This is a genomic window from Rathayibacter sp. AY1B5 (genome assembly GCF_002932795.1).
Classification (GTDB): domain Bacteria; phylum Actinomycetota; class Actinomycetes; order Actinomycetales; family Microbacteriaceae; genus Rathayibacter.
Window position 1 is genome coordinate 41,898 of record NZ_PSWM01000021.1, and the last position, 26,728, is coordinate 68,625.

Below are 26,728 nucleotides of genomic sequence, written 5' to 3' on the forward strand. Positions count from 1 at the left end.
ACACCGTGACCCTCACCGCCCCCACCGCCACCGCCCTCGGCGGCCCGGTCGCCCCCTCGCGGAGCGTGCTCCGGCCGCTCCGCCAGGACGAGATCCGCCTCACCGGCGGCTTCTGGAAGCACTACCAGGACCTCAACTCCTCCGCCGTCATCGAGCACTGCCGCTCGTGGATCGAGCGCGTCGGCTGGGCCGGCAACTTCGACCGCGCGGCCGACGGCTCGATCTCGTCCGCCGAGGGCGGCGACGCGCACGCGGGCATCGAGTTCGTCGACTCGGAGGTCTACAAGCTCCTCGAGGCCATGGCCTGGGAGCTCGGCCGGAGCGACGACGCCGGGCTGCAGGAGCGGTACGACGACCTCGTCGCGCGGGTCGCCTCCGCCCAGGACCCGGACGGGTACCTGCACACGAGCTTCGGCCGGCCCGGCCAGCGCCCGCGCTACTCCGATCTGGAGTGGGGCCACGAGCTGTACAGCTTCGGGCACCTCATCCAGGCCGCTGTGGCGCGGCTGCGGACCGGGCACGACGACCTCCTGCCGCAGGTCGCCCGACGGCTCGCCGACCACGTGCACCGCGAGTTCGGGCCCGACGGGAGGGTCGCCGTGTGCGGCCACCCCGAGATCGAGCCGGCGCTCGCCGAGCTGGCGCGGGCGACGGGGGAGGAGCGCTACCTCGAGCTCGCCCGCCTGTTCGTCGAGAGGCGCGGCACCGGGACGCTGAAGCCGATCGCGTTCGGCGCCGAGTACTTCCAGGACGACGTGCCCGTCCGCGACGCGGAGGTGCTGCGCGGCCACGCGGTGCGGGCGCTCTACCTCGCCTCCGGAGCCCTCGACGTCGCGGTCGAGACCGGCGACGCCGAGCTGGAGGAGGCGGTCCGCCGCCAGTGGGAGGCGACCGTCGAACGGCGCACCTACGTCACGGGCGGGATGGGCTCGCACCACCAGGACGAGGCGTTCGGCGCCGACTACGAGCTGCCCCCGGACCGCGCCTACGCCGAGACCTGCGCGGCGATCGGCTCCACGATGCTCAGCTGGCGCCTCCTGCTCGGCTCGAACGAGCCCCGCTACGCGGACCTCATGGAGCGGACGCTGCTGAACGCGGTGCTCCCCGCGACCCGCGACGACGGCCGCGCCTTCTTCTACACGAACACGCTGCAGCAGCGCGTCGACGGAGTGGCTCCGGACGAGTCGCGCGAGACCGACCGCGCGCAGTCCAGCCTCCGCGCGCCCTGGTTCTGGGTCTCGTGCTGCCCGACCAACACCGCCCGCACCCTGGCGAGCGTGGAGCTCGGCTTCGCGACCGCCACCGACGAGGGCGTGCAGCTGCACCAGTACGGCGCCTACGAGGTGCGCACCGGAGGCGTCGCGCTGCGCGTCGAGACGGAGTACCCGGCCGACGGCGAGATCGTCGTGCGGATCCTCGAGGACGCGGAGTTCGCGCTGACGCTGCGGGTCCCGCCGTTCGCGCGGGGCTCGGCGCTGCTCGACGGCGAGCCGGTCTCGACGCCGACCGTCACCGTCCGCCGGGCGTTCTCCGCCGGCGACACCGTGCGGCTCTCGCTGCCGATGACGGCCCGCTTCGTGGCCCCGCACCCCCGGATCGACGCGGTGCGCGGCCAGGTCGCCCTCGAGCGCGGGCCGTTCGTGCTGGCGATCGAGTCGCTCGACCTGCCCGAGGGTCTGGACACCGAGCACATCGCGGTCGACGCCTCGGTGCCGCCCGTCGCGACCGCGGAGGGTGCGCGCGTGGCTCTCGTGGCGCGGGAGGCGGCTCCCGGCTGGCCCTACGGCTCCGTGCCGGTGGAGGAGGGGCGCCGCTTCGAGGCGGAGTTCCGGCCGTACCACCGCTGGGCGAACCGCGGACCGTCGACGATGCGGATCTGGACGCCGACGGCCTGACCCGGCGGCGCCCGCGAGAACGCGGAAGTCGTCGCACTCGAGCGCGAGTGCGACGACTTCTGCGTTGTCGGCGGTGGTGCAGCCGGGCCGTGCGCTCAGATCCAGCCGCGCTCGCGGGCCTCGATGACCGCGCGCTGGCGCGTGTCGACGTCGAGCTTGCGGAGGATCGACGAGACGTGATTGCGGACGGTGCCGGAGGAGAGGTGCAGCGCCGCGCCGATCTCGCCGATCGTCTCGCCGCGGGAGCCGGCGCTGAGCACGTCGAGCTCGCGGTCGGTCAGCGGGCTGCGCGTGTTCGCCAGGGCGTCGGCGGCGATCTCCGGATCGACGTAGCGGCGTCCGCTCGCGACCTGGCGGATCACCTCGGCGACGTCCTCGACCCGGCGCGACTTCGGCAGGAAGCCGCTGACGCCCGCTCCGAGCGCCCGCCGCAGGACCCCCGGCCGCGCGTGCCGGGTGACGACCACGACCCGCGTCGCCGAGACCCGGCGCAGCCGCTCCGCCGCCTCGATCCCGTCGAGCCCGGGCATCTCGACGTCGAAGAGGCACACGTCGGGCTGCAGGCGCAGCGCCTCCGCGACCGCCTGCTCGCCGTCGCGGCACTCGCCCACGATCTCGAGGTCCTCCTCGAGGCGGAGGAGCGCGGCCAGCGCCGTGCGGATCATGTCCTCGTCGTCGGCGATCAGCACCCGGATCACGAGTCGCTCCCGACCGGCAGGCGCGCGTCCAGCTCGAAGGAGCGGCGGACCGCCCCGGTGCGCAGCGTCCCGCCTGCCCGCTCGACCCGCTCCGCCATGCCGAGGACGCCCGAGCCGGTCCCGTCCGCCTCCTCCGCATCCGGTGCCAGGTCGTTCACCGCCTCGAACCGCCACTCGTCGCGCTCCCGCGCGAGCCGCAGCCGCGCGCTGGTGCCGCCTCCGTGCTTGAGGATGTTCGTCGTCGTCTCGCGGACCACCGGCCCGAGCGTCTCGGCGGGCGCCTGGGCCGCCGCCGGGTCGACCTCGAGCTCGACGCGGAGCCCGGCCGAGCGGAGCAGGTCGGCGGCGTTGGCCAGCTCGTCGACGAGCGGGACGCTGCGGAAGCGCGTCGCCAGCTCGCGGGTGCCGGTGCGGGCGCCGTCGACCGAGCGCTGGGCGGCGCGCAGCTGCTCGAGCGCGGCCTCCGGGTCGCTCCCGAGGAGACGCTCGGCGAGCTCGAGCTGCAGCGCGATGACCTGGAGGTGGTGGCCCTGGAGGTCGTGCACGTCGCCGGCGAGCAGCAGGCGCTCCTGGGCGGCGGCGAGCCGGCCCTCGGCGGCGCGCGCCCGGTCGAGCTCGCGGACGATGTCCCACCACCACAGCGCGCTGACGACGGTCAGGGGCAGCAGCGTCGCGAACAGCAGGAGGGTCGAGAGCGCGGCCGACGCGTCCGGTGCCGCGCGCGTCTGCTCGAGCACCGCCGCGACCCCGAGGACGATCGTGCAGAGCACCATCACCCGGAGCCGCACCCCGCTCTGCCAGGGCAGCACGGCGACCAGGGTCGCGGCGAGCGAGAGCCCGAGCGCGAGGCTCCCGGCGGCCGCGCCGGTGAGCGCGGCGGCCGCCACTCCGAGGCAGAAGACCAGGGTCGGCGCGGCCCGGAGGCGCACCGGGCCCTCGCGGTCGGCGCGCCGGTACGCGAGCGCGGTCGGCGAGAACACCGCGACCCAGACGGCCGCGCCCAGGAAGTACGCGCCCTTCCGCCACTCCTCGGCCTCGGCGCTCAGCACCGCCACGGACCAGACGGCCATGACGACCACCACGAAGGAGGCGGCTGACGCGAGGGTGTACCACCAGGTCACTGCGACGCCGCGGCCTGCGCGCACGGGCGGATCCGCCTCGGTCGTGTTCACCATGCGGCCCAGGCTACGACCATGACACTTGTCACCCCTCGGACCGTCGATCGTCCCGGACAGCGGTGACCCGGCGGCACTGCCGCGGCGCTCCCGGACACGGTCGGATGGAGGAGTCCCGAGAGCCGGGGCCCCGCATCGGAAGGCACGACCATGACGATCATCAGCGACGCGATCCTCGGATTCCAGGACCTGATCGGCCGCGTTCCGGAACTCGTACAGCCCCTCGTCGTCGCGGCGGCCGGGGCCGTCCCCTTCATCGAGGGCGAGGGGGCGGCGTCGATCGGCATCATCGGCGGCATCCACCCGGTGGTCGCCGGACTCGCCGGGGCGATCGGCAACTTCGTCTGCGTGGCGCTGCTCGTATTGCTGGGCACCGGCGTCCGCTCGGCGATCACCGGCCGCTCGGAGGCGAAGCGGACGAGTCCGCGGCGCGAGAAGTTCCAGCGGGCCTTCACCCGCTACGGCGTCCCGGGCGTGAGCCTGCTCGGGCCGCTGCTGCTCCCGACGCACTTCACCGCGGTGATGCTGGCGGGCGCGGGAGTCGGCCGCGGGCGGATCCTGCTCTGGCAGGGCGTCGCGATCGCACTGTGGACGACGGTGCTGACGGTGATCGTCGGGCTCGCCGTCTCGGGCGCGACGCAGGCGGGCTGAGGGCGCCGGGCACCGGTCCTCGGGCGTGCGAACCCGGTGGCGCAGTTCTGTCCGCACCGGCGGTCACCGCCGGATGCGCCGCCCCGGTCCGTCGTCCGGGTCCGCCGGGCTGCGGGGCTGCAGCTGCGTGTGCAGGCGGATGAGGGTGTCGCGCAGCCGCGTCTTGACGGTGCCGAGGGGGATCGACAGCTCCTCGGCGATCTCGGAGTGGCTGTATCCGCGGACGTAGGCGAGGTAGAGGACGTCGTGGTGGATGGCGGCGAGCTGCCGGATCGCGCCGGCCGCGGGCGCCAGGGCCAGTCGGACGTCCGAGCGCTCCCACTCGTGATCCCTCGGCCGGTCGAGGACCGTGTACTGCACCTCCCGGCGCCGCGCCGACCGGTCCGCCCGGGCGCGGTCCACGGCCCGACGGTGCGCGACCTGGGCCAGGAAGGCGAGGACGGGACGGCCCGGGTCGAGCGAGCGCGCCGTGCGCCAGAGCTCGAGGTAGACCTCCTGCGCGACCTCCTCGGCGGCGGCGCGGTCGTCGAGCACCGCGTCCGCGACGGAGAGGACCCTGCTCGCGGTGAGCGAGTAGAGCTGCCGGAAGGCGGTCCGGTCGCCCGCGCAGACCCGCAGCAGCAGGGCCGCCGACCGCGCAGGGCCGTCCCCGGGCTCACGCCGCTTGCCTGTCATCGTCGACACAGGGCTCAGCCTGGCACCGCGGACGCGCTCCTCCCGGGGTCGTGCCCCCAAAGATGGCCCCCGTTAGAGGCTCACTTCTGCTCGCGTCCGCCGATGCGCGCCGCCCGTCCCCCCTCTGTGCAGGGCCGGCCGTTCGCAACCGAGGCTCGGAGCGTCCGACGGGGCCCATCAGGCCAGTGCCGGGCCGCTCGACCTCGGTTGCGGACGGGCTCAGGCGGCGACGCGCGCGTTCGACTGCGCGAGGAGCGCGACCGAGCGCAGGCGGGCCTCCGTCTGCAGCGACGCGTGGGCGACGATGACCTCGTCGGCGTCGGCGGAGCGGGCGAAGTCGGCGGCGTAGTCGGCCACCTGGTCGCCGGTGCCGACACCGGTGTAGGTGGTCATGCTCGCGACGTGGGCGCCGATCGGTGCGCTGAGCAGGGCGTCGAGCTCCTCGTCGTCGAAGGTCTGGCCGACGGGGATCTGCCCGCTCTGGCGCAGCAGCATCATCAGGCGGGCGCGCTTCATCTGCGCGAACTGCTCCTGCGCGTCCTCCTCGGTGTCGGAGGCGATGGCGTTCATCCCGGCGATCACGTACGGCGCATCGAGCTGCTCGGAGGGGCGGAAGCCGCGGCGGTACTCCGCGACGGCCTGGTGGAGCGCGTCCGGAGCGAAGTGCGAGGCGAACGCGTAGGGCAGGCCCAGGGCGGCGGCGAGCTGCGCGCCGAAGAGCGAGGAGCCGAGGATGTAGAGGGGGACACGGGTGCGGGCGCCCGGCGTCGCGCTGACGCCGGGGATGCGGGACTCGCCGGCGAGGAAGGCCTGCAGCTCGAGCACGTCCTGCGGGAAGCGCTCGGAGGAGTCGGGGTCGCGGCGGAGCGCGCGGAAGGTCGCCTGGTCACTGCCGGGGGCGCGGCCGAGCCCCAGGTCGATCCGGCCCGGGTGCAGCGTCTCGAGGGTGCCGAACTGCTCGGCGATGGTGAGCGGGGAGTGGTTCGGCAGCATGACACCGCCGGAGCCGAGGCGGATCGTGGAGGTCTGCGAGGCGACGTGCGCGATGAGCACCGAGGTCGCGCTGGAGGCGATGCTCGCCATGTTGTGGTGCTCGGCGTACCAGACGCGGCGGTAGCCGTTCCGCTCGGCCTCCTGGGCCAGGGCGACGGAGGCGGCGAAGCTGTCGCGAGCGGTCTCACCGGGGGCGATGGGGGCGAGGTCGAGGATGGAGAGGGGAACGCTCATGGTGAGGGCAACGCCCGCGACGGCTCCGGTGTTCCCGTCGCGGGCGCCTTCCTCACGCCTCGGGGATGGCGCGGCCGAACGCCTCCAGCGTCACGGCCTCGGGCTCCGGTCCGCCGCGCACGCCGGCCTCGAGGGCGTCGATGCGGGCGAGCTCCGAGCCGGAGAGCGCGAAGTCGAACACGTCGATGTTCTCGGCGATGCGCTCGGGGCGGGTCGACTTCGGGATGACCTGGCGGCCCTCCTGCAGGTGCCAGCGCAGCATCACCTGCGCGGCCGTCTTCCCGTACTTGGCGCCGAGCTCGAGGAGCACCGGGTCGTCGAAGCTGCGGCGCGGGGAGTCGCGGTAGGCGGTGATCCCGCCGATGGGCGACCAGGCCTGGGTGAGGATGTCGTTCTCGCAGCCGAAGCGCTCGACCCGCCGCTGCTGGAAGTACGGGTGCACCTCGAGCTGGTTGACCGCGGGGACGACGTCGGTCTCGGCGAGCAGGCGCGTGAGGTGCTCGACCATGAAGTTGCTCACCCCGATCGCCCGCACCCTCCCGTCGGCGAGCAGCCGCTCGAGCGCCCGGTAGGCGTCGAGAGTGCGGTCGAAGGCCTCGGGCAGGGCCTGGTGCAGGATCAGCAGGTCGATCCGCTCGACGCCGAGTTTGCCCGCGCTCTTGTCGAAGGCGTGCAACGTCTCGTCGTAGCCGTAGTCGCTGATCCACACCTTCGTCTCGAGGAAGACGTCGTCGCGGCCGGCGATCGCCTCGCCCACCTCGCGCTCGTTGCCGTAGGCCGCCGCCGTGTCGATGTGCCGGTATCCCGCGTCGAGCGCGGCGGCGACGGCCGCGCGGGTCTCGTCGGGCGGAGTCTGGAAGACGCCGAGTCCGAGGGCGGGGATCTCGACACCGTTGTGGAGAGTGAACGTGTTCATGAGCTCACGCTACGACCGCAGACGCCGAGTCGCCCGAGAAGCCGCGCGCGACTCCTCAGGCGACCCCGTCGCTCCGGCCCTGCTCAGCCGTCGATCGGCAGCAGGATCCCCTTCACCGTCTCGTCCGTGGCGAGGAACTCCTGCACGGCCGGGTCCTGGAAGGCCTGGACGAGCTTCTTCACGTTCTCGGTGTCGCGGTACTCCGAGCCGATGGTGAGCTGCCCGGCGAAGTCGTCGGGGGCCTGCGGGGCGAAGATCTGCTGCTCGATCGGGATGCCGGCGGCGAGGTAGTACTCGGTGTAGCCGACGGCCGCATCGAGGTCCGGGAGCGCGCGCGACTGGGCGGCGAAGTCGAGCAGGGTGAACTGCAGGTTCTTCGGGTTCTCGGCGATGTCGTCCTGGGTCGCGGTGCCCGGCTCCGTGCCCGGCTTCAGCGTGATCAGGCCGGCGTTCTGCAGCAGCCAGAGGCCCTGCGCCTCGTTGGCGGGGTCGGAGTAGAGCGAGACCGTGCCGCCGTCGGGGATCTGGGAGACGTCGGAGTACTTGTCGCTCCAGAGCCCGAAGCCCCAGCGGAAGACGGGAGTGGCGGCCTCCTCCTCGAAGTCGGGGTTGGCCTCGAGCACCTGCCCCAGCCAGAGCTTGTGCTGGTACACCGTGGCCGCGACCTCGCCCTTGCTCACCGCGCGGTTGATGGTGTTGCTGTCCGAGAGCCCCTTGAAGGCGACGGTGATCCCGTAGCGCGGCGCCACCTCCTTCGCGACGAAGTCGACCAGGGCCTGCTCGGAGGCGTTGCCCTCGGCGGTCGCGACGTAGAGGGTCGCGCCCTCCTGCTCGTTGGCCGAGACGGCGGGGGAGAGGAGCGGGACGGCGATCGCGGAGGCGACGCCGACCACGACGACGGCCGCTCCGGCGATCCAGGGCCAGCGGCGCTTCTTCTTGAGGTCGAATCCGAGGTCGTCGGGAGTGGACATGGCGGTGCCTTTCGAGGAGGGGGTGCGCGGGCGCGCGGGAGGGACGCCCGAGGGCGCAGGAGGAGGAGTGGTGGTTCTAGACGGCGGCCGCGACCCGCGGCGCTCGCCGCGAGCGGGAGGCTCCCGGGGTGGTGGCGCGGACGAGGGCGTCGCCGGTGAGCTGCACGGTCGCGACGGTGGCGACCAGGATCACGATGGTCGCGAGCATGACCGTGGTGTCGAAGCGCTGGTAGCCGTAGGTCACCGCGACGTAGCCGATGCCGCCGGCGCCGATCGTCCCGGCGATCGCCGAGTACTCGATCATCGCGATCGTGTTGATCGTCAGGCCGCCGATGATCTGCGGCACCGCCTCGCTCAGCTGGGCGGTCCGCACCACCTGCAGCCGCGACGCTCCGGAGGCGCGGGCGACGCGGGTGAGCGAGAGCGGCACGCTCCGCAGCGCGTTCTCGACGATCCGGGTGAAGAAGGCGATCCCCGCGATCGACATCGGCACGACGGCGGCCGCGATCCCGATGTTGGTGCCGGTGATCAGGCGCGTGAACGGCATGATCGACGCCATCAGGATGAGGAACGGCAGCGAGCGGCCGACGCTGATCACGGCGCTGAGCACCTGGTGGGCGGCCCGGTTCTCGGCCAGCCCGCCCGGAGCGAGGTTGTGCACGAGAGCGCCCAGCGGCACGCCGACCAGCACCACGACCGCCATGACGATGCCGACCATGATCAGCGTCTCGCCGAGCGCCGGCAGCACCAGCGCGGGGATCTGCTCGAGCGGGACCTTGTTGTCGAGGTGGAGGATCACGCCGCCACCCCCTCGGCGAGGACGCGCACGCCGGCGGACCGGACGGACAGGCCGAGCTCGGCCGCCGCGCGGGTGAGCCGCGCCTCGTCGACCGGGCCGAGCCCGATCGTCGCGTGGCCGACCGCCTGCCCGTCCACCGTCTCGATCGCCGCGCCGAGCAGCGCGACCGGACCGACCGCCTCCGTGAGCCGGGTGACCCAGTCGGACGGCACTCCGGAGCGGGAGTAGCCCACCACCCATTCGCCCAGGCCCGGGCCGGGCGCGACGGAGGGGCGCACCGGGTTGAGGGCGAGGCCGAGCGGGGACGCGGGGTCGCGCAGCAGGTCGACGAGGCGCCCCGACTCCACGATGCGGCCGTGGTCGAGGCGGGCGACGGAGTCGGCCACCTGGCGCACCGTCTCCATCTCGTGGGTGATGAAGAGGATCGAGAGGCCCAGGTCGTCGCGCACCTCCTTCAGGAGCGTGGTGATCGCGCTGGTCGAGGCGGGATCGAGGCCCGAGGTGGCCTCGTCCGAGAGCAGCACCGAGGGGCGGAGGGCGAGCGCGCGGGCGATGCCGATGCGCTGGCGCTGACCGCCGGAGAGCTGGTGCGGGTAGTAGCGGGCGCGGTCGGAGAGACCGACGCGCTCGAGCAGCTCCGCGACGCGGCGCTTCGTCTCGGCGGCGGTGACGCCGAGGTACTCCAGCGGCAGGGCCACGTTCTGCTCGGCGGTGCGGCGGCTGAAGAGGCCGTCGGACTGGAAGACGGTGCCGATGCGGCGGCGGGCGACGCGCAGCCGCTCCTCCGAGAGCTGCGAGAGCGCCTCCCCGTTGACGACGACCGTGCCCGAGGTGGGCCGCTCCAGGAGGTTCACGCAGGCGGCGAGCGTGCTCTTGCCCGCACCGCTCGGGCCGACGACGGCGAAGATCTCGCCGGTCGCGACCGAGAAGTCGAGGCGGTCGAGCACGGTCGCCTGACCGTACGACTTGCTGAGCTGCTCGAGCCGGATCATCGTGTTCCTTCGGACGGGTCGGGCGGCCGCGGCCTCTCCGCGTCGTCCCGGACACGATGATGGAGCACCGCGGGTCCGCTCGTCCCGGCCCGCGTCGCCCGGCGTCATCCTTCGTCGCCGGGCGTAACACTGCGCGGAGCGGAGGGGGCGAGGCCGCGAGACGCGACAGGTCCGCCGCGGCCGGCAGCACGCGGGCTACCTTGACCGGATGCAGCCGAAGTGGGAGTCGACGACCATCGAGCGCGCCTTCGACGAGGGGTGGTCGGACGAGCCGATGGGGACGAAGGAGAAGTTCTGGCTCGTCGCCGACCGCGATCTGTGGCTCTTCAAGTTCGCCCGCCAGCGAGGAGACGAGACCCGCGGTGAGGACTGGGCGGAGTGGGTGTCGTTCCATCTCGCGCGGATGCTCGACGTCCCGTGCGCGGAGATCCGACCTGCGACGGTGGGCGGTCGGCGCGGAATCATGTCGAGGAACGTCATCGAGCGCGAGCAGATCCAGAGCCTCGAGATCGGGAACAGCCTGCTGCGCCACTCCGATCGCCACTACGACCCCACTCGGAGGCGGCCCAACGACCGCTACACCGTCGATGCGGTGAGACGTGCTCTCGACGGCGTCGACGCTCCCACAGGCTTCGACGCCGTCGCCGGACTGAGCGGTTTCGACGTGTGGGCGGGCTACCTGCTGTTCGATGCCTGGGTCGCGGGACGGGATCGACACGACGAGAACTGGGCGGTCATCGCCGGACGCGGTCATCGGACCCTCTCGCCCTCGTTCGATCACGGCAACGCCCTCGGGTTCCAGGAGACCGAGGAGAAGCGCGCCGCCTGCCTCGCCGATGAGGCTCTCTTCGACCGGTGGGTGCGGAGAGGAAGGAGTCACCATTTCGCCGGGAGGCCGCTGCTGGTCGACCTCGCGATGGAGGCCCTCGCGGCGGCCTCTCCGGAGGCGCAGGCGTTCTGGCCTGCTCGACTCCGAGCGATCGATCCCTCTGCGGTCCGCGAGGTCCTCGCGGCGGTTCCTCCGACCCTGATGTCGGAGACGTGCGCTAGTTTCACGGAAGGACTGCTGGCAGCGACACGGAGGAGGATCCTCGATGACTCTCCTCGTTGATCGACCGGCGCCGCGTCCGGCCCCTGGTGTCCGTGAGCTGCTGCTCGTCTGGCAGAACCCTCGTACCCGCCGATTCCTCCGCGCGGCGGTGCTGTCCGTCGGGGTCGACGGCTTCCTCTTCCGGTACGAGCCGGACGCTGTCGCCGACGAGGACTTCTTCCCGCTCGCGGAGTTCCCCCTTGTGGATGCGGAGTACCGGAGCTCGTCCCTTCCGCCGTTCTTCGCCAACAGGGTGATGTCGTCCGAGCGCGGCTCGTACGAGGACTACCTGGGATGGCTCGGTCTCGAGGCGGCGTCCCCCGACCTCCCCGTCGAGATCATGGTCCGGACCGGCGCGACGCGAGCGACCGACACCTTCCACGTCGTGGAGAAGCCTCTCCGCACCGCGCAGACCCTCATCAGTCGCTTCTTCGTGTCGGGAGTCCGCCATCGGGCGGAGCTCCCGCTTCCGGTGCTGCCTCTCGAGCAGGGCGGCGGGCTGGTCCTCGTGCCCGACGCCTCGAACTGCCGCAACCCGGAGGCCTACGAAGTGGCCTCGGTGTCAGGAGAGCGGATCGGATGGGTGCCGGACTGGCTGTGCGCTGAGGTCGCCGCGCTCATGGCGTCCGGATGGGAGTTCGAGGCGGTCGCCGAGAAGGTGAACCCCGAGGCCCCGTCCCACATCCAGGTGCTCTGCCGGATCACCGCGACCCTGCGTCACTGAACCCGCTCGCGCTCCCGCTCAGCTCGCGGCGGCCGCCGCGCGGGGGGTGTCGGCGCTCGCCTCGCGGTCGAAGCGCTCGCGGCTGAAGACCTGGTCGGCGGTCGTCAGGGCGAGGCCGATCACGCCGGCCAGCTCGCCCAGGTCCGACGTGTGGATGGTCAGGTGCCGCGTGGCGAGCGGGTGGGTGCGCAGGTAGACGCGCTCGCGCAGGCCGGACATCAGCACCTCTCCGCAGTCGCCGAGCTGGCCCGAGATGACGATGGTCCGCGGGTTGAGGATGTTGACGAGGTCGGCGACCGCCTCGCCGAGGACGCGGCCGGCCTGGCGCACGGCCTGCGTCGCGCGCATGTCGCCGCGGAGCACGCGGGCCGTGACGTCGGCGACGTGCTTGATCGAGGGGTCGTCGGCAGAGAGGTCGCGGACGAGGGCCCAGCCGCTCGCGTAGGCCTCCACGCAGCCGGCGTTGCCGCAGCGGCAGGGCAGCGGATCCGCGTCGACCGTGCCGGTGACCGCGCGGGTGTGGCCGATGTCGCCGGCCGCGCCGACGGCTCCGCGGATCGTCGCTCCGTTGAAGACGAGGCCCGAGCCGATCCCGGTGCCGAGCTTGAGGCTGATCAGGTTGTCGGAGCCGTGATGGCGCGACTCGGCGAGGGCGCGGGCGTTGGCGTCGTTCTCGATGACGACCTGCACGCCCTCGTAGGGCTCGGCGAAGTAGCCGGCGATGTCGAAGTCGTCCCAGCCGGTCATGATCGGCGGGTTGCGCACGCGCCCGGCGGCGAACTCGACCGGCCCCGGGACTCCGACGCCGATGCCGGCGACCGCGTCGCCCTGCTGCAGCCGCTCGAACGCGGCGAGCACCAGCGTGAGCACGGCGTCCGGCCCCTCCCAGACGTCGACGACACCGCTCTCGTGCCGGAGGGGTGTGCCGCGCAGGTCGCAGGCGGCGGCGACGAATCCGCTCGCCCCGATGTCGGCGGTGAGGAACACCGTGCCGACCAGGTTCATCGCGAACATGCTCGAGGGGCGCCCGCCCGTGGACTCGCCGCCGGTGGTGGGGGCGATCAGGCCGAGCTCCACGAGGGTCGCGAGGCGCTGGTTGACGGTGGAGCGGGAGAGCCCCGTCTGCTCCATCACCGCGTTGCGCGAGACCTCGCCCTGCTCGCGGAACAGCGCGAGGACGTCGGCCACGTGCGAACCGGCCTCGCCGGTGGAGTACCCCGTCATCGCTCCCCCTCTTGTCACGGTCAGCGTACATGGCTGCCGACGAGGAACTTGAAGTTCCCCGACTTTCGTATTGCGGTAACGCGAAAGCCCGGGTAGTTTTCGTACACCGGCACGCAGTGGTGCCCTGATCTTCAAGGATGACGATGAACCGCACAGCACGCCGCCTCCTCCCGGTTCTCGCACCGGTCGGCGCCCTCGCACTCCTCCTCACCGGCTGCGCCTCGGGTGGCGACACGGCCGCCGGCGGCTCCGGATCGACCAAGGTCGCCGCGGTCATCAAGGGCCTCGACAACCCGTTCTTCCAGGCGATGGAGAACGGCATCGAGGACACCGCGAAGGACGACTCCGTGGACGTCTCGGTGCAGGCCGCCGCCGACATCGGCGACACCACCGGCCAGGCCGACAAGCTCACCACCGTCGCCGGTCAGGACTTCGGCTGCCTGATCGTCAACCCGATCAGCGGCACGAACCTGGTGCAGGCCCTCGCCTCCGCCACCGGCAAGACGATCGTCAACATCGACAGCCCGCTCGACCCCGACGCGGTGCAGGCCGCGAACCTCGACGTCACCACCTACATCGGCACCGACAACGAGGCCGCAGGCGGCAAGGCCGGCGACTTCCTCCTGAAGCAGCTGCCCGCCGGCTCCGAGGTCGCCGTCATCGGCGGAGTCTCGGGAGACGTCACCAGCGCCGCCCGCGTCGACGGCTTCACCGCCGCGATCGGCTCCGACCTCACCGTCGTCCAGGAGGCCGCGGCCGACTGGAAGCGCGAGGTGGCGCTGACCAAGGCGACCGACATCCTCGCCGCGAACCCCGACGTGAAGGCGTTCTTCGCCGCGAACGACGACATGGGCCTCGGCATCGTCAAGGCCGTCGAGAACGCGGGCCTCACCGGCTCCGTCCAGGTGGTCAGCGTCGACGGCAACGAGGACGCGCTGCAGTCCGTGAAGGACGGCGGCCTCACCGCCACCGTCGCCCAGTACCCGTACGCGATCGGCCAGCTCGGCGTGCAGGCGTGCGAGGCCGTCGGCGCCGGCGAGGAGATCCCCGCCGAGATCGAGTCGCCCACCGCGCTCGTGACCTCCGAGACCGCGGAGCAGGCCCTCGGCGCCTTCCCCCAGCCGTTCGAGGAGTTCGACAACCCGCTCGCCGCGCTCGTCCCCAGCAAGTAGGACCTCCCGCCCATGGCAACCCAGGAAGCGACCATGACCTCAGTCACCGCCCGACCCCCGGCCAGCGCCTCCCCGCTGCTGGCGAACCTCCGTCAGCTCAGCTTCTGGGCCGAGAACGCCGCACCGATCGGGCTCGTCGCTCTGGTGATCGTGTTCTCGATCGCGACGCCGACGTTCCTCAGCCTCGGCAACATCAAGGCGATGCTCGTCGCCGCCGCGATCCTGGTCATCCTCTCGATCGGCCAGTCCTTCGTCATCACCACCGGCGGCATCGACCTCTCGATCTCGGCGACGATGACCGTCGGAGCGGTCGGCTTCGGCATCGGCTGGAGCGCCGGCTGGGGCTTCTGGCTCTCGGCGCTCGCGGCCCTGCTCTTCGCGGGGCTGATCGGAGTGATCAACGGCTTCCTGATCGCGAAGGGCAAGGTCACCGACTTCATCGCGACACTGGGCACGCTCTCGGTGGCCACCGGCCTCGCGCTGATCGTCTCCGACGGCAAGCCGATCACGGTCGGCAGCCCCGAGCTGCTCCGCCTCACCACCGGCTCGATCGGGATCATCGGCTACCCGATCATCCTGGCCGCGGTCATCGGAGTCGTCGCCTGGGTCGTCATGTTCCGCACCCGCTTCGGCCTGCACGTGCAGGCGGTCGGCGGCAACGAGGAGAGCGCGGTCGCCAACGGCATCAAGGCCGGGCGCGTGCGCATCGCGGTGTACATCATCGCCGCGGTCCTCGCCGGTGTCGGCTCGCTCCTCCTCGTCGCCCGCGTCGGCGCCGCGGAGCCGGCCATCAACACGCAGTACCTGCTCAACTCCATCGCGGCCGTCGTGCTCGGCGGAGTGAGCCTCACCGGCGGCAAGGCCAAGATCGTCGGCCCGATCATCGGAGCGTTCCTCCTGACCGCGCTGACCAACGGCCTGACCCTGCTCGGCGTCTCGCAGTTCTACCAGCCCCTCGCCGTCGGCCTGGTGGTCGTGCTCGCCGCCCTCATCACCCGCTACCAGAAGAAGTGAGCCCAGCCATGACCAGCGACATCCTGCTCGAAGCGCGGGACATCAAGAAGTCCTTCGGCGGCGTCCACGCTCTCAAGGGAGCGTCGATGTCGATGCGCCGCGGCGAGATCACCGCCCTGATCGGCGACAACGGCGCGGGCAAGTCCACCCTCGTCCGCTGCCTCTCCGGGGTGCACCCCGCCGACTCCGGCACCATCACCCTCGACGGCGACGTGGTGCACTTCACCACTCCGCTCGGCGCGCGGGACGGCGGCATCGAGACGGTGCACCAGACCCTCGCCCTGGTCGAGGACCTGACCGTGTGGCAGAACTTCTTCCTGGGCCGGGAGCTCACCAAGGGCGTGCCCGGGGTGCGGTTCCTCGACCGGACGCAGATGAAGAAGACGGCCCAGGAGCTGCTCGGCGACCTCGCCGTGAACGTCCCGCCGGTCACCAGCAAGGTCCGCCGCCTCTCGGGCGGCCAGCGCCAGGCGGTCGCGATCGCCCGGGCCGCGGGCTGGGGCAGCAAGATCGTGATCATGGACGAGCCGACCGCGGCGCTCGGCGTCCAGGAGACGGCGCGCGTCGAGAAGATCATCCTCAAGCTGCGCGACGCCGGAGTGGCCGTGCTGCTGATCAGCCACAACTTCGACCAGGTGATGCGCCTGAGCGACCAGGTGTGGGTGATGCGCGCGGGCCTCGCCGTCGCCGGCCGCCGCACCGCCGAGACCAGCGGCGACGAGCTCGTCTCGCTGATCACGGGCGCGAAGGCCGCCTGATGCACCCCGAGTTCCTGCACCGCGGGAGCACGGAGCGCTCGTCGCCGATCGGGGTCCACGCGGGCCTGCTCGTGGGCGACTGGACGCCGGAGTCGGGGCGCCGCGCCATCGGCACCGCCGCCTCGATCGGCTTCGACCTGATCGAGATCCCGGCGCCCGCCGACCCCGACGCCTCCGCGTGGACCTCCGGCCTGCTCGACGAGCACGGGATCGACGCGGTCGTCTCGCTCGCGCTGGACGCCGACTCCGACATCACCGACCAGGCCACGGCCGACCGCGGCGAGGAGCGGCTCCTGGCGGCCGTGCGGTTCGCCGAGGCGATCGGCGCCCGCTACGTCGGCGGAGTCACCTACTCGGCCATGCGCAAGTACGAGCACGCGGCCGACGCCGCGGCCCGCTCGCGCTCGCTCGACGTGCTGCGGAGGGTCGCCGCGGCCGCCGCTCCCGCCGGCGTCGTCGTCGGAGCGGAGTACGTGAACCGCTACGAGAGCAACCTGCTGAACACGGCCGCCCAGACCGCCGCGTTCCTCCGCGAGCTCGACGCGCCGAACGTGCTCCTGCACCTCGACACGTTCCACGCCCACCTCGAGGAGGTCGACCTCGCGAGCGCCGTCCGCGACGCCGGCGACCTGCTCGGCTACCTCCACGCCTCCGAGAACCACCGCGGAGAGCTGGGCACCGGGAGCACCGACTGGACCGGGCTCGCGGCGGCGCTCGCCGACTCCGGCTACCGCGGCCCGCTCACCCTCGAGAGCTTCTCGCCCGCCGTCCAGCCCCCGGCCTCGGCCGAGGGCATGGGCCTCTGGCGCGAGCTCTGGCACGACCCCGTCGCCCTCGCGACCTCCGGCCGCGCGTTCCTCGCGGGCCTGCTCGACACCGACCCCGCGGCCTCACGCCGCCCCTGAACCTCTCGAACCAAGGAGCACCACCATGACCACGAACCCTCTCGGAGTGCACGCCCTCGTCTTCGCCGGCGGCACCACCCCCGACGAAGTGACCGCGACGATCGAGCAGACCAAGGCGGCCGGATTCGACCTGCTGGAGCTCTCGCTGCACGACGTGCAGAACCTCGACACCGCCTCCGCCCGCGCCGCCCTCGAGGCGAACGACCTCGGCATCGTCTGCTCGCGCGGCCTCGCCTTCTCGGCCGACGTCTCCAGCGACGACCCCGAGGTCGTGGCCCGCGGCGCGAAGCTGCTCGCCGACTCCCTCGAGACCACGCACGCGCTCGGCGGCACGCACTTCACCGGCGCCCTCTACAGCGCGCTCGGCAAGTACAGCGCGCCCCTCTCGGCCGCGGGCCGCGCGAACGTCGTCTCGGTGCTGACCGACCTGGCCGCGGAGGCCTCGACGAAGGGGATGACCCTCGGCCTCGAGATCTGCAACCGCTACGAGACCAACGTCATCAACACCGCCGCGGACGCCCTGCGCCTCGCCGACGACATCGGCGCCGACAACGTCCTGATCCACCTGGACACGTACCACATGAACATCGAGGAGGACGACTTCTTCCGCCCGGTGCTGCTGGTCGGGGATCGTCTCGGGTATGTCCACATCGGCGAGAACCACCGCGGCTACCTCGGCAGCGGCCACCTCGACTTCACGACGTTCTTCCACGCCCTCGCCGCGATCGACTACCGCGGGCCCATCACCTTCGAGTCGTTCTCGTCGGCCGTCGTCTCGCCGACCCTCTCGAACGACCTGGCCGTGTGGCGGAACCTCTGGAACGACGGCCCCGCGCTCGCCCGCCACGCCCACGGCTTCCTGGTGAACGCGCTGGAGAGCAGCCGTGGCGAGGCCTGAGACCGAGGTCGCCCCCGAGGTGGAGTGGCCCGGGCTCGATGAGCTGGCCGGGCGCGCCCTCGCGCTGACCTCGCCGGGCCGCCGCGCGATCGTCGCGATCGCCGGCAGCCCCGGCGCCGGCAAGACCACGCTCGCCCGGGCCGTGGTCGCCCGCGCGAACGAGCTCGCGGGGGAGGGGACCGCCGCCTTCGTGCCGATGGACGGCTTCCACCTCGCCAACGCCACGCTCGACGAGCTCGGCCGCCACGACCGCAAGGGCGCCCTCGACACGTTCGACGGCTGGGGATTCCTCGCCCTGGTGCGGAGGCTGCGCGCCGAGACCGACCACGTCGTCTACGCGCCCACCTTCGAGCGCACCGTCGACGAGGGAGTGGCCGGCGCCCTGGCCGTGCACCCCTCCACGTCGCTCGTCGTGCTGGAGGGCAACTACCTCCTCGTGGACGAGGGCCCGTGGGCGCTGCTGCGCGCCGAGTTCGACGAGGCCTGGTTCTGCGCGACCCCCGAGACCGAGCGCTTCGAGCGCCTGGTCGACCGCCACGTCTCCTTCGGCCGCGCCCCCGAGGCGGCCTCCGCCTGGGCCTCCGAGGTCGACGGGCGGAACGCGCTGCTGATCGAGGCCACGCGCGACCGCGCCGACCTGATCGTGTCGGGGACGGCGGCGGGGGTGGTCTGACGCTCTCCTGCACGTGACGTGCTCTCCTGCGCGCTGGATTCGCGGATTCGGCGAGCACAACGACATCCGGCGTGCAGGAGCGCCGGGATGTGATCCACCGGGCGCGCCCGGTCCGACCGCGCCTACTCCGTCGGGTAGTCGGGCGCGACGAAGACGCAGAACGGGTGGCCCGCCGGATCCGCGAGGACGTGGAGCGCCTCCTCCGGGTCGTCGCTCCTGTCCTCGATCAGCGCGGCACCGAGAGCGAGGGCGCGGGTCTTCTGCCGGTCGAGCTCGTCGGCGTCCGCGACCATGAAGTCGAGGTGCAGCTGCTGCGGGACGGGTCCCTCCGGCCAGGTCGCGCGCGGCAGGGCGGCCACCCGCTGGAACGTGAGCTTCGCGCCGTCGGCGGTGACGATCGCGACCCACTCCGCCTCGTCGTCGGAGCCGTCCGCGGGCGGCTCGTCGCCGGGACGGTACTCGCCGCCGAGCAGGGCGAGGTAGAAGGCGGAGAGGGCGCGGGCGTCCTCCGTGTCGAGGACGACCTGGCGCAGGCGCATGCGGGCAGGCTACCGCCGGACGGCCCGCACGGGCGCTGCGGATCGTGATCGCCGCACAACGTCGGCTGAGAGCGGGGTCCCTGCCCCGACAAGGCAGGCCGTCCCCTCTCAGCCGAGGTCGTGCAGCCCGCCGCGCGCCGCCCTGCCACTCCGCGCCCGCTTCCTCAACCCCTCCCGGCTCCCGGCCGCGCGCCAGGGCCCGGCGCGTACTGTGGCCGCTGACTCACGACGGCTACGAGGGAGACACCATGACGGAGCAGATCGGAATCCCCGAGGCCGCAGCACTGGGGAGCGAGCAGCGGAGCATCGCGATCCTCGGTGCGGGCGGCGACCTCACCGAGCGGCTGCTGCTGCCGGGCCTGGGCCGGGTGGCCGAGCTCGCGCGCGACCTCGAGCTCACGCTGATCGGGGCGGCTCGCACGCCGCAGACCGACGAGGAGTGGCAGGGCCTCGTCCGCCGCAGCCTCGAGGCGGCCGGAGTCGCCGCGCACACGGTCGAGGCGCTCGCGTCGCGCGCGCGCTTCGTCGCCACCGACGCCTCCGACCCGGAGCAGCTGAAGGCCCTCCTCGACGCCTGCCCGTCGACCCCGGTGCTCTACGTCGCACTGCCGCCGGCCATGGGGCACAAGGTCGCCGCCTCGCTCGCCGAGCTCGACCTGCCCGAGGAGCTGGTCGTCGCCATCGAGAAGCCGTTCGGCGAGGACCTCGACGACGCGATCGCCCTCAACGCGGCGTTCGCGAAGGTCCTCCCCGAGAGCCGCCTCTGGCGCATCGACCACTTCCTCGGCAACGCGACCGTGCTCGGGATGCTGGGCCTGCGCTTCGGCAACAGCCTCTTCGAGGCGAGCTGGAGCGCCGCGTCGATCGAGAAGGTCGAGATCGTCTACGACGAGACGCTCGGCATCGAGGGTCGCGCGGCCTTCTACGAGAAGACCGGCGCGCTGCGCGACATGCTCCAGAGCCACCTCCTGATGGTGCTCGCGCTGACCACGATGGAGCGCCCCGACGAGGTCGCGCCCGACGAGGTCCACGCGCGCATGGCCGAGGTGCTCGGCGCCGTGCGGCTCTGGCGCGACGACCCCTCCTCCGCCCGCCGCGCCCGCTACACCGAGGGCCGCGTCGACGGCCGCTTCTTCCCGTCCTACGTCGACGAGCCCGACGTCGACCCCGAGACCGGCACCGAGACCCTCGCCCAGCTGCTGCTCCAGGTCGACACCCCGCGCTGGGCCGGCGTCCCCTTCGTCCTCCGCTCCGGCAAGGCGATCGGCGACCCGCGCCGCGAGGTGGCGATCCACTTCCGCGCCGCCACGCCCCCGCGCGGCCTGCAGGCGGCCGAGGGCGACGCCGGGACGGTCCTCCGGATCGGCCTCAAGGGCGGCGACGTCAGCCTCGACCTGGTCGTGAACAGCGCCGACGAGCTCACCGACCTCGAGCGCACCACTCTGACGGCGCAGCCCGGCGCGGCCACGCTCGACCCCTACGCGCAGGTCCTCGCCGGGATCCTGCAGGGCGACACCCTGCTCTCGGTCCCGGGCGACGTGGCCGAGCAGTGCTGGCGCATCATCACTCCGGTGCTCTCCGCGTGGGCCGCGGGCGACGCTCCGCTGGACGAGTACGAGGCGGGGAGCGCGGGGCCCGAGAGCTGGTGAGCGCGCGGGGAGAGCCGATCGCTCCCCCCGCCGCCGCGCCTCAGTAGGCGAACTGCCACATGTAGCGGCGTCCCTCCAGCGCGTAGCCCCGGGCCGCGGCCCAGTGGGCGGCGAGCCGGGAGACGAGCGTCGAGTACACGAGCGGTGCGACGAAGGCGCGCTGGGACGCCGCGATCCCGGGCAGCTCCAGCTCGCGGGAGTCCACGTAGTGGGTCGTCCCGCTGTACTGGTCGAGGAAGCTCCGGGCGCGCTCGCCCATCGGCCGCGTCGCGTCCTCCGCCAGGAAGACGAGGGACTGCGTCTCGCCGTCGAACACCTCGAAGGGGCCCTGGAAGAACTCGTCCGCGTTGATCGTCGCGGCGTGCATCCACTGCATCTCCTGCAGGTAGCAGGTGGTGAACGTCTGGCCGGGGCCCATGAGCGACCCGGAGGTGATCAGGTAGGTCACGGGGGCGTCCTTCATCGCGGCGGCGAGCTCCTCCGCCCTCGGCTCGAAGGCGGCGACCGTGGCGACCATCGCGGACGGCAGGGCGCGCAGCGCCTCGAGCCGATCCGTCACGTCCACCCCGTCGCGGCGCAGGACCGCGAGCGCGAGCAGCTGCAGCACGAGCTGCGTGCCCTGACCGGTCTGCGCGACGAAGGCGGTGTCGAGGGCGAGCGCGAGCGGTCCCTCCTGCTTGAGGGTCACGCCGACCACGGCGGCGCCGCGCTCCTGCGCCCACTCGCCGGCCCGCACGGTCTCCGGGGTCTCGCCGGTGCCCGAGAGCACGACGACGAGGGCTCCGGGGCCGACCGAGGCGGGCGCCCGGAAGAAGAACTCGTCCGAGTTGTAGGAGGCGGCGGGCGTGATCGCGGCCGTGTCGAGCAGGTACTGAGCGGCCTGGACGCCCATCAGCGATCCGCCCGCGCCGACCAGGAAGACGCGGTCGACCGCGGGGAGGGAGGCGACGTGGTCGTCGATCCGGCCCCACAGCGACAGAGCGTGCTCCATCGAGGGGGCGATGTCGTCGGGGACGGGGGCGACGGGGCCCGGTCCGAGGTAGGTGCCGTCGGTCATCGGAGTTCTCCTTCTGCGAGGGGGTGGGTCTGGTGGTCGAGGGCGGCGGCCGCGGGCGGGCCGGCCTCCTCGGTGATCTCGATCGGCGCTCCGTAGCCGAAGGCGCCGTGCTCGGTGCAGGTGAACGCGGCCGAGATCGAGGCCGCGGCCATGAGGTCGTCCAGCTCCTCGCCGCGCAGCAGCCCGATGAGCGTGCGGGCGATGAACGAGTCGCCGGCGCCGAGCGTGTCGACGACGCGCGTGGCGATCGGGGTGCTGACGGCCCGGTGGACTCCGTCGGAGAGCACGGCTCCGCGCTCGCCGCGGGTGACGAGGGCCCAGGAGGCGCCGGCGTCGAGGGCGTCGGCGAGCAGGTCCTCGATCTCGTCGTCGCTCCGGCCTCCTCCCGAGAACGAGGCGAGGAAGCAGTGCTGCGCGACGCCGGCGACGGACGCCCGGTCGAACTCGGAGGAGAAGTAGTACGACACGCGCGTCCGCTCGGCGAACGCGCCGAGGTGCTCGTCGAGGAAGCTCGAGGCGCCGACGTGCAGGGCGTCGAAGCCCGCGATCGTGTCGAGGTCGCCGGCCGAGGGGGTGAAGAGCGAGACGCCCTTGCCCGAGTCGAGGAAGACGCGGTCGCCGTCGATCAGGCCGATGCGGCAGTAGGCGGTCCAGCCCTCCTCCTGCCGCAGGCGTGACACGTCGACGCCCTCAGCGGCGAGGGAGGAGCGGAGGAGGAGGCCGGCGGCGTCGTCGGAGACGGCGCCGATGTAGGCGGTCGGGACGCCCTCGCGAGCGGCGTAGACCGACACGTTGACGCAGTTGCCGCCGGGGTACATCACGCCGTCCGCGGTGTAGCAGTCGACGACGTTGTCGCCGACGGCCACGATCCGGAGATCGGCGAGCGGGAGCGGGCGCATCAGGCCGTCACCGCGCTGAACCGCGACGAGCGGAAGGGCCGGAGCAGCGGGCTCGCCTCGCCGGAGAGGATCTCGAGGGCGATCAGCTCGCCGGCGATCAGGCCCAGGGTCGCGCCGCTGTGGGTGAAGAGCGCGTGCAGACCGGGGATCTCCTCGACCGCCCCGAGCACGGGCTCGCCGTCGCCCGGGATCGGCTTCGGGCCGGCTCCGAACGAGTCGAGCTCGAGCCTCGGGTTGCCCGCGAGCACGGCCGACGCCTCCTCGAGGGATTCTGTAGGTGAGTCCGGTCCCAATCGGCTATGTTGAGACCGGACTCACCGCGGTATCGAGGAAGCTACCCCGCGCTGGGAACGAGTGTCAAGGGCAGTGGAGCATCGGATCGGAAGGAGCGACGTGGCCGAGATCACGAAGCGCAGACGCGAGGTGACCGTGGCCGACGTGGCCCGGGAGGCCGGCGTCGGGAAGGCCACGGCGGCGCGCGCGCTGGGCAACTACGGCGCCGTCAGCGAGAGCGTCCGCGACCGGGTGCTGGCCGCCGCCGAGCGCCTCGACTACCGGCCGAACGAGCTCGCCCGGAGCATGAACACAGGGAAGTCGAAGACCATCGGCGTCATCGTCGGCGACATCGAGAACGGCTACTTCGGCCTCGCGATGCGGGGCATCACCGACGCCGTCGCCGGAGCGGGCTACGACGTCGTCCTCATCAACACCTCGGAGGACGTCGACACCGAGGTCGACGCCGTGAGGGTGCTCCTGGACAAGCGCGTCGACGGCATGATCGTCTCGCCCGCGTCGTCCTTCCACACGCAGCACCTGCACGACGTCCACGCCAAGGGCCGCCCTCTGGTCCTGCTGGACCGGCGGATCGACGGGCTGCCGGTCCCCTCCGTCGGTGTCGAGATCGCCGTGGCCGCCGAGAAGGCGACCGCCGCCCTGCTCGAGGCCGGGCACCGCCGCGTGGCGTTCGTGACGGCGCTCGCCGACCCCGGCGACTGGACGCCGGGCGAGCCCCTTCGCGTGTCCTCCGTGACCGAGCGCCTGTCCGGCATCTCCGCGGCGCTCCGCTCGGCGGGCATCGCGCCCGACCGGGAGCTGATCCACTTCGGCGCGATCGGCTTCGTCGAGGCGGCCGCCGTCCTCGACGACCTCCTGGCGCTCCCCGAGCCGCCCACCGCGATCCTCGCCTCCGACAGCCTCATCGCCCTCGACCTGCTCCGCGCCGCGAGGGCCCGCGGGCTGCGCGTCCCGGACGACCTCTCCTTCGTGATGTTCGACGACTTCCCGTGGGCCGAGCTGATCGATCCGCCCCTGTCGGTGGTGTCGCAGCCGATCTACGACGTGGGAGTCGCGGCCGGCCGGACGATCCTGCGCCTGCTCAGCGGCCGGGCGGAGTCGGACGCGGAGCTGCTCACCGCGACGTTCATCGCCCGGGAGTCCATCGGGCGGGTGGGCGGCGGCGCGCCGGAGGGGTGCGTGGACTGAGGCGTGGTGTGTCCGGCCCGGCTCGACCGCGCCGACTTCGCGGTCGTATGGCGCCACTCCGGTCACACCCGTATGCTGTCACGCATGATAGAGGGAGTCGGGGCACAGCTTCGGAAGGGCGTAGCCGAGTTCTGCATCCTGGGGCTGCTCGACACCGTTCCCATGTACGGGTGGGAACTGTCCACGCGTTTGCAGGAGGTCGGTGTGATCGGGAGTATCGGCACCCTGTACCCGCTCCTGGGTCGGCTGCGGGACCGTGGCTCGATCACTGCAGTCGTCGTCCCGAGTGCGCAGGGTCCGGCTCGGAAGTACTACTCGCTGACCGACCTGGGGAAGGTCGAGCTCGCGCGGTTCAGGGCGGAGTGGCCGTCCTTCGTCGGGCAGGTGAACGAGACGATCGGAAGGGGAACGTCATGAGCACGACGACATCGCCGGCGGCGGCGCGCTACCTCGAGGAGCTGGAGAACGCATTGTCCGGCGTGCCCGCCGACCTCCGGAGTGAGATCTGGAGCGGGATCGCGGAAGAGCTGGACGGCCTCGACGACGATGCTGCCCGTGAGCGGATCGCTGAACTGGGAAGTCCCTCTCGGATCGCGGAGGCCGCCGGCGGGTCGCTCGCCGGGGGCGGCGGGTCGATCGTCGACCGCCCGTGGTTCGCCGTCGTCGCCTCGCTGCTCCTCGCCTTCGGCTGGCTGGTGATTCCCGGATTCGGCTGGCTCCTCGGCGCCGTCGCCGTTCTTCTGTGCTCGTCCTGGACCGTCTCGGAGAAGAGGAGGGCGCTGACGATCCCCGTCATCGCTGCCGTGATGGTCGGCGGTGCGATCGGGCTCTACTACTGGCTGTCGGCGATGCCGAGTTCCAGCATGACGACGTGGACGGTCCTGGCTGGTGCGTGGCTGGTCGGGGGTGGAACCAGCCTTGTTCTCGGGACGCGACTGTGCGCCCGCTTCGTGAGGACGCGGCGGGCGCACAGCGCGCTGGAATGAGCCGGATGAGCTCTGCTCGTCAGCTCCAGCTCACTGTCGCGGCTCCTCCGGAGACCGTCAGGCGCAACTCGAAGGTCGTGTTGTAGGGGACGCCGCACATCTGCGCGTTGATGAGCATCTGCGCGCGGTTGGCGAGCGGCCGGCCGAGGTAGTTGAGCGACGAGCCGCAGGCGCCGCCGATCGTCCAGGCCGGGCCCCACGGGTCGGCGGTCACCGTGTTGCTCGACAGGTTGTAGGAGGTGTAGAAGCTCATGCTCACCAGCCCGACCCAGGTGTCGATCTTGCAGCCGTTCCGCGCGGACCCGCTCTCGGAGCACTCGCTGATGCCGCGCGTCTTCGCGTCGGCGCCTTCTCCTCCGATGCGGACGACACTGACGGATCCGTCCTCATACGAGGAGATCGTGTAATCGCCGTCAGGACGCTTCTCCTCGACCACCTTCACGGTCGGGTTCGCGCTCGACAGCGAGTCCCACGCCTCGCCGGCGAGGTACGCCTCGACCAGGTCGTCCTGCGTCTCCGAGGGAACCCCGTACTCCGAGAGGAACGCTCGGGCGGTCACGACCTCCGCGCGTTCCGTGTCCGAGCTCGCGCTCGCGGGCGCGGCTCCGATGAGCGCGAGTGCGAGGACAGCGATCCCCGCCATCAGCTTGGATCCGAATCCAGACACGAGTGTCTCCGTTTCTTGTTCCGAGCGGAACATTGCGTGACAAGGTACTGATGGCGTCCACGGGGGCCAAGGCGTTGGAGTACGGTGGCGCATTCGCCGCGCCATGGGCGCGGTTCCCGCCCCGCCGCGTGCCGGAGCGCGGGGGTCCTGCGCCAGTTCGTGCCGCGGTCGCGGCCGTCTCCGTAGGCTCCGACGCATGACTGATCAGGTCCAGGCCGGAGTTCAGCACGGCGATGTGCGGGGGATCCTCGCCCGTCGGTGGTTCGCGGTCACGGCCTCCCTGGTCTTCGCCTTCGGCTGGCTGCTGATCCCCGGAGTCGGCTGGCCGATCGGCGCCGTTCTGGTCCTGTGGAGCTCGTCGTGGACCGGCGCCGAGAAGAGGTCGGCGCTGGCGATCCCGCTGGTCGCGGCCGCGCTGGTCGGCAGCGGAGTGGGGCTCGCCTTCGGGCTGCACGCCGTGCCGAGTTCGAGCATGACGATCTGGACCGCGCTGTCTGCCGGGGTGCTGGCGGGCGGCGCGGCGAGCGTGGTTCTGGGGATCCGGCTGTGCGCCCGGGCGCTCCGCCGACCTGCAGCGTCGGGAGACCGCTCGCTGTCCGCGGCAGCCCCTGCGCCTCGCGCGCACGACGTCAGCTGAGACGAGGGGGCCTCGCCCCCTGAGGGAGGCCGCCCTGTCTCAGCTGAGGTCGTGCGCACAGGCGATCGCCGACCGGAGGGTCCGCCGAAGTTCCGGTTTCGGCAGCTGCCCGGCCCTGAGCGCGCACGACGTCAGCTGACAGGAGGGGGCGTCGCCTCCTGGGGGAGGCCGCCCTCTCTCGACTGAGGTTGTGCGCACCCCGGCGGAGGCGAGCGCCTCGACGGCTCGAAGGGCGCCGCCCGCGCCCGCCCGCCGCCCCCGGAGCGTCGTCCGCTCGCCCGCGCGCGACCGGGAGGCCGAGATCACGGCCCTGGTCGAGCGGGACGCGCCGGACCTGCTCCGCTACTTCGCGCGG

29 protein-coding genes are annotated in these 26,728 nt (G+C 72.4%); 15 read left to right on the forward strand and 14 right to left on the reverse strand.

What is annotated here, in order from left to right; genetic code table 11:
• The first annotated feature begins 5 nt into the window (after window positions 1-5).
• Complete coding sequence (locus C5D44_RS13095; RefSeq protein ID WP_104281897.1) at window positions 6-1,895, forward strand: glycoside hydrolase family 127 protein; 1,890 nt, start codon at window positions 6-8, stop codon at window positions 1,893-1,895.
• A 95-nt stretch (window positions 1,896-1,990) separates the two neighbouring features.
• On the opposite strand, the gene C5D44_RS13100 is transcribed toward C5D44_RS13095, so the two are convergent.
• Window positions 1,991-2,593, reverse strand: coding sequence for a response regulator transcription factor (locus tag C5D44_RS13100; protein WP_104237744.1), 603 nt, complete (start codon window positions 2,591-2,593; stop codon window positions 1,991-1,993).
• A complete protein-coding gene (locus C5D44_RS13105; protein ID WP_104281898.1) occupies window positions 2,590-3,768 on the reverse strand; it encodes a sensor histidine kinase in 1,179 nt (392 codons plus the stop codon). The genes C5D44_RS13100 and C5D44_RS13105 overlap by 4 nt, the downstream gene beginning before the upstream one ends.
• A 150-nt stretch (window positions 3,769-3,918) precedes the next feature.
• Here C5D44_RS13105 and C5D44_RS13110 point away from each other — a divergent pair, with 150 nt between their 5' ends.
• Entirely contained in the window at window positions 3,919-4,419 is a 501-nt protein-coding gene (locus tag C5D44_RS13110; protein WP_104222703.1) for a small multidrug efflux protein, read from the forward strand.
• A 63-nt stretch (window positions 4,420-4,482) separates the two neighbouring features.
• On the opposite strand, the gene C5D44_RS13115 is transcribed toward C5D44_RS13110, so the two are convergent.
• The 6 genes from C5D44_RS13115 to C5D44_RS13140 all read right to left on the reverse strand — a co-directional run bounded on the left by C5D44_RS13115 (window position 4,483) and on the right by C5D44_RS13140 (window position 9,999).
• Window positions 4,483-5,094, reverse strand: coding sequence for a sigma-70 family RNA polymerase sigma factor (locus C5D44_RS13115; protein ID WP_258067208.1), 612 nt, complete (start codon window positions 5,092-5,094; stop codon window positions 4,483-4,485).
• Between the two features lie 219 nt (window positions 5,095-5,313).
• Entirely contained in the window at window positions 5,314-6,321 is a 1,008-nt protein-coding gene (locus tag C5D44_RS13120; protein WP_104275457.1) for an LLM class flavin-dependent oxidoreductase, read from the reverse strand.
• A gap of 52 nt (window positions 6,322-6,373) precedes the next feature.
• The gene (locus C5D44_RS13125; RefSeq protein ID WP_104281899.1) at window positions 6,374-7,237 is read right to left on the reverse strand and encodes an aldo/keto reductase; all 864 of its coding nucleotides are present in this window, start codon (window positions 7,235-7,237) and stop codon (window positions 6,374-6,376) included.
• Window positions 7,238-7,320: 83 nt separating this feature from the next.
• Window positions 7,321-8,208 carry a MetQ/NlpA family ABC transporter substrate-binding protein gene (locus C5D44_RS13130; RefSeq protein ID WP_104281900.1) on the reverse strand — a complete coding sequence of 296 codons (888 nt, stop codon included), beginning with the start codon at window positions 8,206-8,208 and terminating at the stop codon, window positions 7,321-7,323.
• Between the two features lie 76 nt (window positions 8,209-8,284).
• Window positions 8,285-9,007, reverse strand: a complete 723-nt coding sequence (locus C5D44_RS13135; RefSeq protein ID WP_258065338.1) for a methionine ABC transporter permease — start codon at window positions 9,005-9,007, stop codon at window positions 8,285-8,287.
• Window positions 9,004-9,999, reverse strand: a complete 996-nt coding sequence (locus C5D44_RS13140; protein WP_104281901.1) for a methionine ABC transporter ATP-binding protein — start codon at window positions 9,997-9,999, stop codon at window positions 9,004-9,006. Before C5D44_RS13140 ends, C5D44_RS13135 begins: the two co-directional genes overlap by 4 nt.
• Before the next feature lie 208 nt (window positions 10,000-10,207).
• On the opposite strand from C5D44_RS13140, the gene C5D44_RS13145 reads away from it, so the two are divergent.
• Window positions 10,208-11,110, forward strand: coding sequence for a hypothetical protein (locus tag C5D44_RS13145; protein WP_104275453.1), 903 nt, complete (start codon window positions 10,208-10,210; stop codon window positions 11,108-11,110).
• Window positions 11,094-11,813 (forward strand): HIRAN domain-containing protein, encoded by a 720-nt coding sequence (locus tag C5D44_RS13150; protein WP_146086092.1) that lies wholly within the window; start codon window positions 11,094-11,096, stop codon window positions 11,811-11,813. Before C5D44_RS13145 ends, C5D44_RS13150 begins: the two co-directional genes overlap by 17 nt.
• An 18-nt stretch (window positions 11,814-11,831) precedes the next feature.
• Here the strand turns inward: C5D44_RS13150 and C5D44_RS13155 are convergent, their stop codons facing one another.
• The gene (locus C5D44_RS13155; RefSeq protein WP_104275451.1) at window positions 11,832-13,037 is read right to left on the reverse strand and encodes an ROK family transcriptional regulator; all 1,206 of its coding nucleotides are present in this window, start codon (window positions 13,035-13,037) and stop codon (window positions 11,832-11,834) included.
• A gap of 143 nt (window positions 13,038-13,180) precedes the next feature.
• On the opposite strand from C5D44_RS13155, the gene C5D44_RS13160 reads away from it, so the two are divergent.
• From C5D44_RS13160 to C5D44_RS13185, 6 genes are read left to right on the forward strand one after another with little or no spacing between them, the layout of a single operon-like run.
• The gene (locus C5D44_RS13160) at window positions 13,181-14,209 is read left to right on the forward strand and encodes a substrate-binding domain-containing protein (RefSeq protein WP_104275450.1); all 1,029 of its coding nucleotides are present in this window, start codon (window positions 13,181-13,183) and stop codon (window positions 14,207-14,209) included.
• Window positions 14,210-14,242: 33 nt separating this feature from the next.
• A complete protein-coding gene (locus C5D44_RS13165) occupies window positions 14,243-15,223 on the forward strand; it encodes an ABC transporter permease (protein ID WP_104222714.1) in 981 nt (326 codons plus the stop codon).
• Window positions 15,224-15,231: 8 nt separating this feature from the next.
• A complete protein-coding gene (locus C5D44_RS13170; protein ID WP_104222715.1) occupies window positions 15,232-15,981 on the forward strand; it encodes an ATP-binding cassette domain-containing protein in 750 nt (249 codons plus the stop codon).
• Complete coding sequence (locus tag C5D44_RS13175; RefSeq protein ID WP_104281902.1) at window positions 15,981-16,886, forward strand: sugar phosphate isomerase/epimerase; 906 nt, start codon at window positions 15,981-15,983, stop codon at window positions 16,884-16,886. Before C5D44_RS13170 ends, C5D44_RS13175 begins: the two co-directional genes overlap by 1 nt.
• A gap of 25 nt (window positions 16,887-16,911) precedes the next feature.
• A complete protein-coding gene (locus C5D44_RS13180) occupies window positions 16,912-17,784 on the forward strand; it encodes a sugar phosphate isomerase/epimerase (protein ID WP_104225811.1) in 873 nt (290 codons plus the stop codon).
• The gene (locus C5D44_RS13185) at window positions 17,771-18,457 is read left to right on the forward strand and encodes a nucleoside/nucleotide kinase family protein (protein ID WP_258067982.1); all 687 of its coding nucleotides are present in this window, start codon (window positions 17,771-17,773) and stop codon (window positions 18,455-18,457) included. Before C5D44_RS13180 ends, C5D44_RS13185 begins: the two co-directional genes overlap by 14 nt.
• Before the next feature lie 122 nt (window positions 18,458-18,579).
• Here C5D44_RS13185 and C5D44_RS13190 read toward each other — a convergent pair whose 3' ends face one another.
• The gene (locus C5D44_RS13190; protein ID WP_104275448.1) at window positions 18,580-18,996 is read right to left on the reverse strand and encodes a VOC family protein; all 417 of its coding nucleotides are present in this window, start codon (window positions 18,994-18,996) and stop codon (window positions 18,580-18,582) included.
• Between the two features lie 248 nt (window positions 18,997-19,244).
• On the opposite strand from C5D44_RS13190, the gene C5D44_RS13195 reads away from it, so the two are divergent.
• Window positions 19,245-20,645, forward strand: coding sequence for a glucose-6-phosphate dehydrogenase (locus C5D44_RS13195; RefSeq protein ID WP_104281903.1), 1,401 nt, complete (start codon window positions 19,245-19,247; stop codon window positions 20,643-20,645).
• A gap of 40 nt (window positions 20,646-20,685) precedes the next feature.
• Here the strand turns inward: C5D44_RS13195 and C5D44_RS13200 are convergent, their stop codons facing one another.
• Genes C5D44_RS13200 through C5D44_RS13210 form a run of 3 tightly spaced genes read right to left on the reverse strand, consistent with a single transcriptional unit; the run spans window position 20,686 to window position 22,849 of the window.
• Complete coding sequence (locus tag C5D44_RS13200) at window positions 20,686-21,702, reverse strand: SIS domain-containing protein (RefSeq protein ID WP_104281904.1); 1,017 nt, start codon at window positions 21,700-21,702, stop codon at window positions 20,686-20,688.
• On the reverse strand, window positions 21,699-22,601 hold the full coding sequence (locus C5D44_RS13205) for a PfkB family carbohydrate kinase (RefSeq protein WP_104281905.1): 903 nt from the start codon (window positions 22,599-22,601) through the stop codon (window positions 21,699-21,701). Before C5D44_RS13205 ends, C5D44_RS13200 begins: the two co-directional genes overlap by 4 nt.
• Window positions 22,601-22,849, reverse strand: coding sequence for a hypothetical protein (locus tag C5D44_RS13210; protein ID WP_258067983.1), 249 nt, complete (start codon window positions 22,847-22,849; stop codon window positions 22,601-22,603). The genes C5D44_RS13205 and C5D44_RS13210 overlap by 1 nt, the downstream gene beginning before the upstream one ends.
• Before the next feature lie 145 nt (window positions 22,850-22,994).
• Between C5D44_RS13210 and C5D44_RS13215 the strand changes: the two genes are divergently transcribed.
• The 3 genes from C5D44_RS13215 to C5D44_RS13225 all read left to right on the forward strand — a co-directional run bounded on the left by C5D44_RS13215 (window position 22,995) and on the right by C5D44_RS13225 (window position 25,069).
• Window positions 22,995-24,083, forward strand: a complete 1,089-nt coding sequence (locus tag C5D44_RS13215; protein WP_104281906.1) for a LacI family DNA-binding transcriptional regulator — start codon at window positions 22,995-22,997, stop codon at window positions 24,081-24,083.
• Between the two features lie 84 nt (window positions 24,084-24,167).
• The gene (locus C5D44_RS13220; protein WP_104281914.1) at window positions 24,168-24,500 is read left to right on the forward strand and encodes a PadR family transcriptional regulator; all 333 of its coding nucleotides are present in this window, start codon (window positions 24,168-24,170) and stop codon (window positions 24,498-24,500) included.
• Window positions 24,497-25,069, forward strand: a complete 573-nt coding sequence (locus C5D44_RS13225) for a hypothetical protein (RefSeq protein WP_104281907.1) — start codon at window positions 24,497-24,499, stop codon at window positions 25,067-25,069. The genes C5D44_RS13220 and C5D44_RS13225 overlap by 4 nt, the downstream gene beginning before the upstream one ends.
• Before the next feature lie 19 nt (window positions 25,070-25,088).
• On the opposite strand, the gene C5D44_RS13230 is transcribed toward C5D44_RS13225, so the two are convergent.
• A complete protein-coding gene (locus C5D44_RS13230) occupies window positions 25,089-25,736 on the reverse strand; it encodes a hypothetical protein (RefSeq protein ID WP_146088053.1) in 648 nt (215 codons plus the stop codon).
• 196 nt (window positions 25,737-25,932) lie between these two features.
• Here C5D44_RS13230 and C5D44_RS13235 point away from each other — a divergent pair, with 196 nt between their 5' ends.
• Window positions 25,933-26,373 carry a hypothetical protein gene (locus C5D44_RS13235; protein WP_146088054.1) on the forward strand — a complete coding sequence of 147 codons (441 nt, stop codon included), beginning with the start codon at window positions 25,933-25,935 and terminating at the stop codon, window positions 26,371-26,373.
• The last annotated feature ends 355 nt before the right edge of the window (window positions 26,374-26,728 follow it).

What these genes read in the sequence shown, in the direction of transcription:
- C5D44_RS13110 (WP_104222703.1), top strand. Translation starts at nt 3,919, where the DNA reads ATGACGATCATCAGCGACGCGATCCTCGGATTCCAGGACCTGATCGGC.
- C5D44_RS13220 (WP_104281914.1), top strand. Translation starts at nt 24,168, where the DNA reads ATGATAGAGGGAGTCGGGGCACAGCTTCGGAAGGGCGTAGCCGAGTTC.
- C5D44_RS13150 (WP_146086092.1), top strand. Translation starts at nt 11,094, where the DNA reads ATGACTCTCCTCGTTGATCGACCGGCGCCGCGTCCGGCCCCTGGTGTC.
- C5D44_RS13130 (WP_104281900.1), bottom strand. Translation starts at nt 8,208, where the DNA reads ATGTCCACTCCCGACGACCTCGGATTCGACCTCAAGAAGAAGCGCCGC.
- C5D44_RS13175 (WP_104281902.1), top strand. Translation starts at nt 15,981, where the DNA reads ATGCACCCCGAGTTCCTGCACCGCGGGAGCACGGAGCGCTCGTCGCCG.
- C5D44_RS13170 (WP_104222715.1), top strand. Translation starts at nt 15,232, where the DNA reads ATGACCAGCGACATCCTGCTCGAAGCGCGGGACATCAAGAAGTCCTTC.
- C5D44_RS13160 (WP_104275450.1), top strand. Translation starts at nt 13,181, where the DNA reads ATGAACCGCACAGCACGCCGCCTCCTCCCGGTTCTCGCACCGGTCGGC.
- C5D44_RS13190 (WP_104275448.1), bottom strand. Translation starts at nt 18,996, where the DNA reads ATGCGCCTGCGCCAGGTCGTCCTCGACACGGAGGACGCCCGCGCCCTC.
- C5D44_RS13145 (WP_104275453.1), top strand. Translation starts at nt 10,208, where the DNA reads ATGCAGCCGAAGTGGGAGTCGACGACCATCGAGCGCGCCTTCGACGAG.
- C5D44_RS13165 (WP_104222714.1), top strand. Translation starts at nt 14,243, where the DNA reads ATGACCTCAGTCACCGCCCGACCCCCGGCCAGCGCCTCCCCGCTGCTG.
- C5D44_RS13180 (WP_104225811.1), top strand. Translation starts at nt 16,912, where the DNA reads ATGACCACGAACCCTCTCGGAGTGCACGCCCTCGTCTTCGCCGGCGGC.
- C5D44_RS13195 (WP_104281903.1), top strand. Translation starts at nt 19,245, where the DNA reads ATGACGGAGCAGATCGGAATCCCCGAGGCCGCAGCACTGGGGAGCGAG.
- C5D44_RS13155 (WP_104275451.1), bottom strand. Translation starts at nt 13,037, where the DNA reads ATGACGGGGTACTCCACCGGCGAGGCCGGTTCGCACGTGGCCGACGTC.
- C5D44_RS13225 (WP_104281907.1), top strand. Translation starts at nt 24,497, where the DNA reads ATGAGCACGACGACATCGCCGGCGGCGGCGCGCTACCTCGAGGAGCTG.
- C5D44_RS13120 (WP_104275457.1), bottom strand. Translation starts at nt 6,321, where the DNA reads ATGAGCGTTCCCCTCTCCATCCTCGACCTCGCCCCCATCGCCCCCGGT.
- C5D44_RS13235 (WP_146088054.1), top strand. Translation starts at nt 25,933, where the DNA reads ATGACTGATCAGGTCCAGGCCGGAGTTCAGCACGGCGATGTGCGGGGG.
- C5D44_RS13125 (WP_104281899.1), bottom strand. Translation starts at nt 7,237, where the DNA reads ATGAACACGTTCACTCTCCACAACGGTGTCGAGATCCCCGCCCTCGGA.
- C5D44_RS13200 (WP_104281904.1), bottom strand. Translation starts at nt 21,702, where the DNA reads ATGACCGACGGCACCTACCTCGGACCGGGCCCCGTCGCCCCCGTCCCC.
- C5D44_RS13105 (WP_104281898.1), bottom strand. Translation starts at nt 3,768, where the DNA reads ATGGTGAACACGACCGAGGCGGATCCGCCCGTGCGCGCAGGCCGCGGC.
- C5D44_RS13205 (WP_104281905.1), bottom strand. Translation starts at nt 22,601, where the DNA reads ATGCGCCCGCTCCCGCTCGCCGATCTCCGGATCGTGGCCGTCGGCGAC.
- C5D44_RS13115 (WP_258067208.1), bottom strand. Translation starts at nt 5,094, where the DNA reads ATGACAGGCAAGCGGCGTGAGCCCGGGGACGGCCCTGCGCGGTCGGCG.
- C5D44_RS13140 (WP_104281901.1), bottom strand. Translation starts at nt 9,999, where the DNA reads ATGATCCGGCTCGAGCAGCTCAGCAAGTCGTACGGTCAGGCGACCGTG.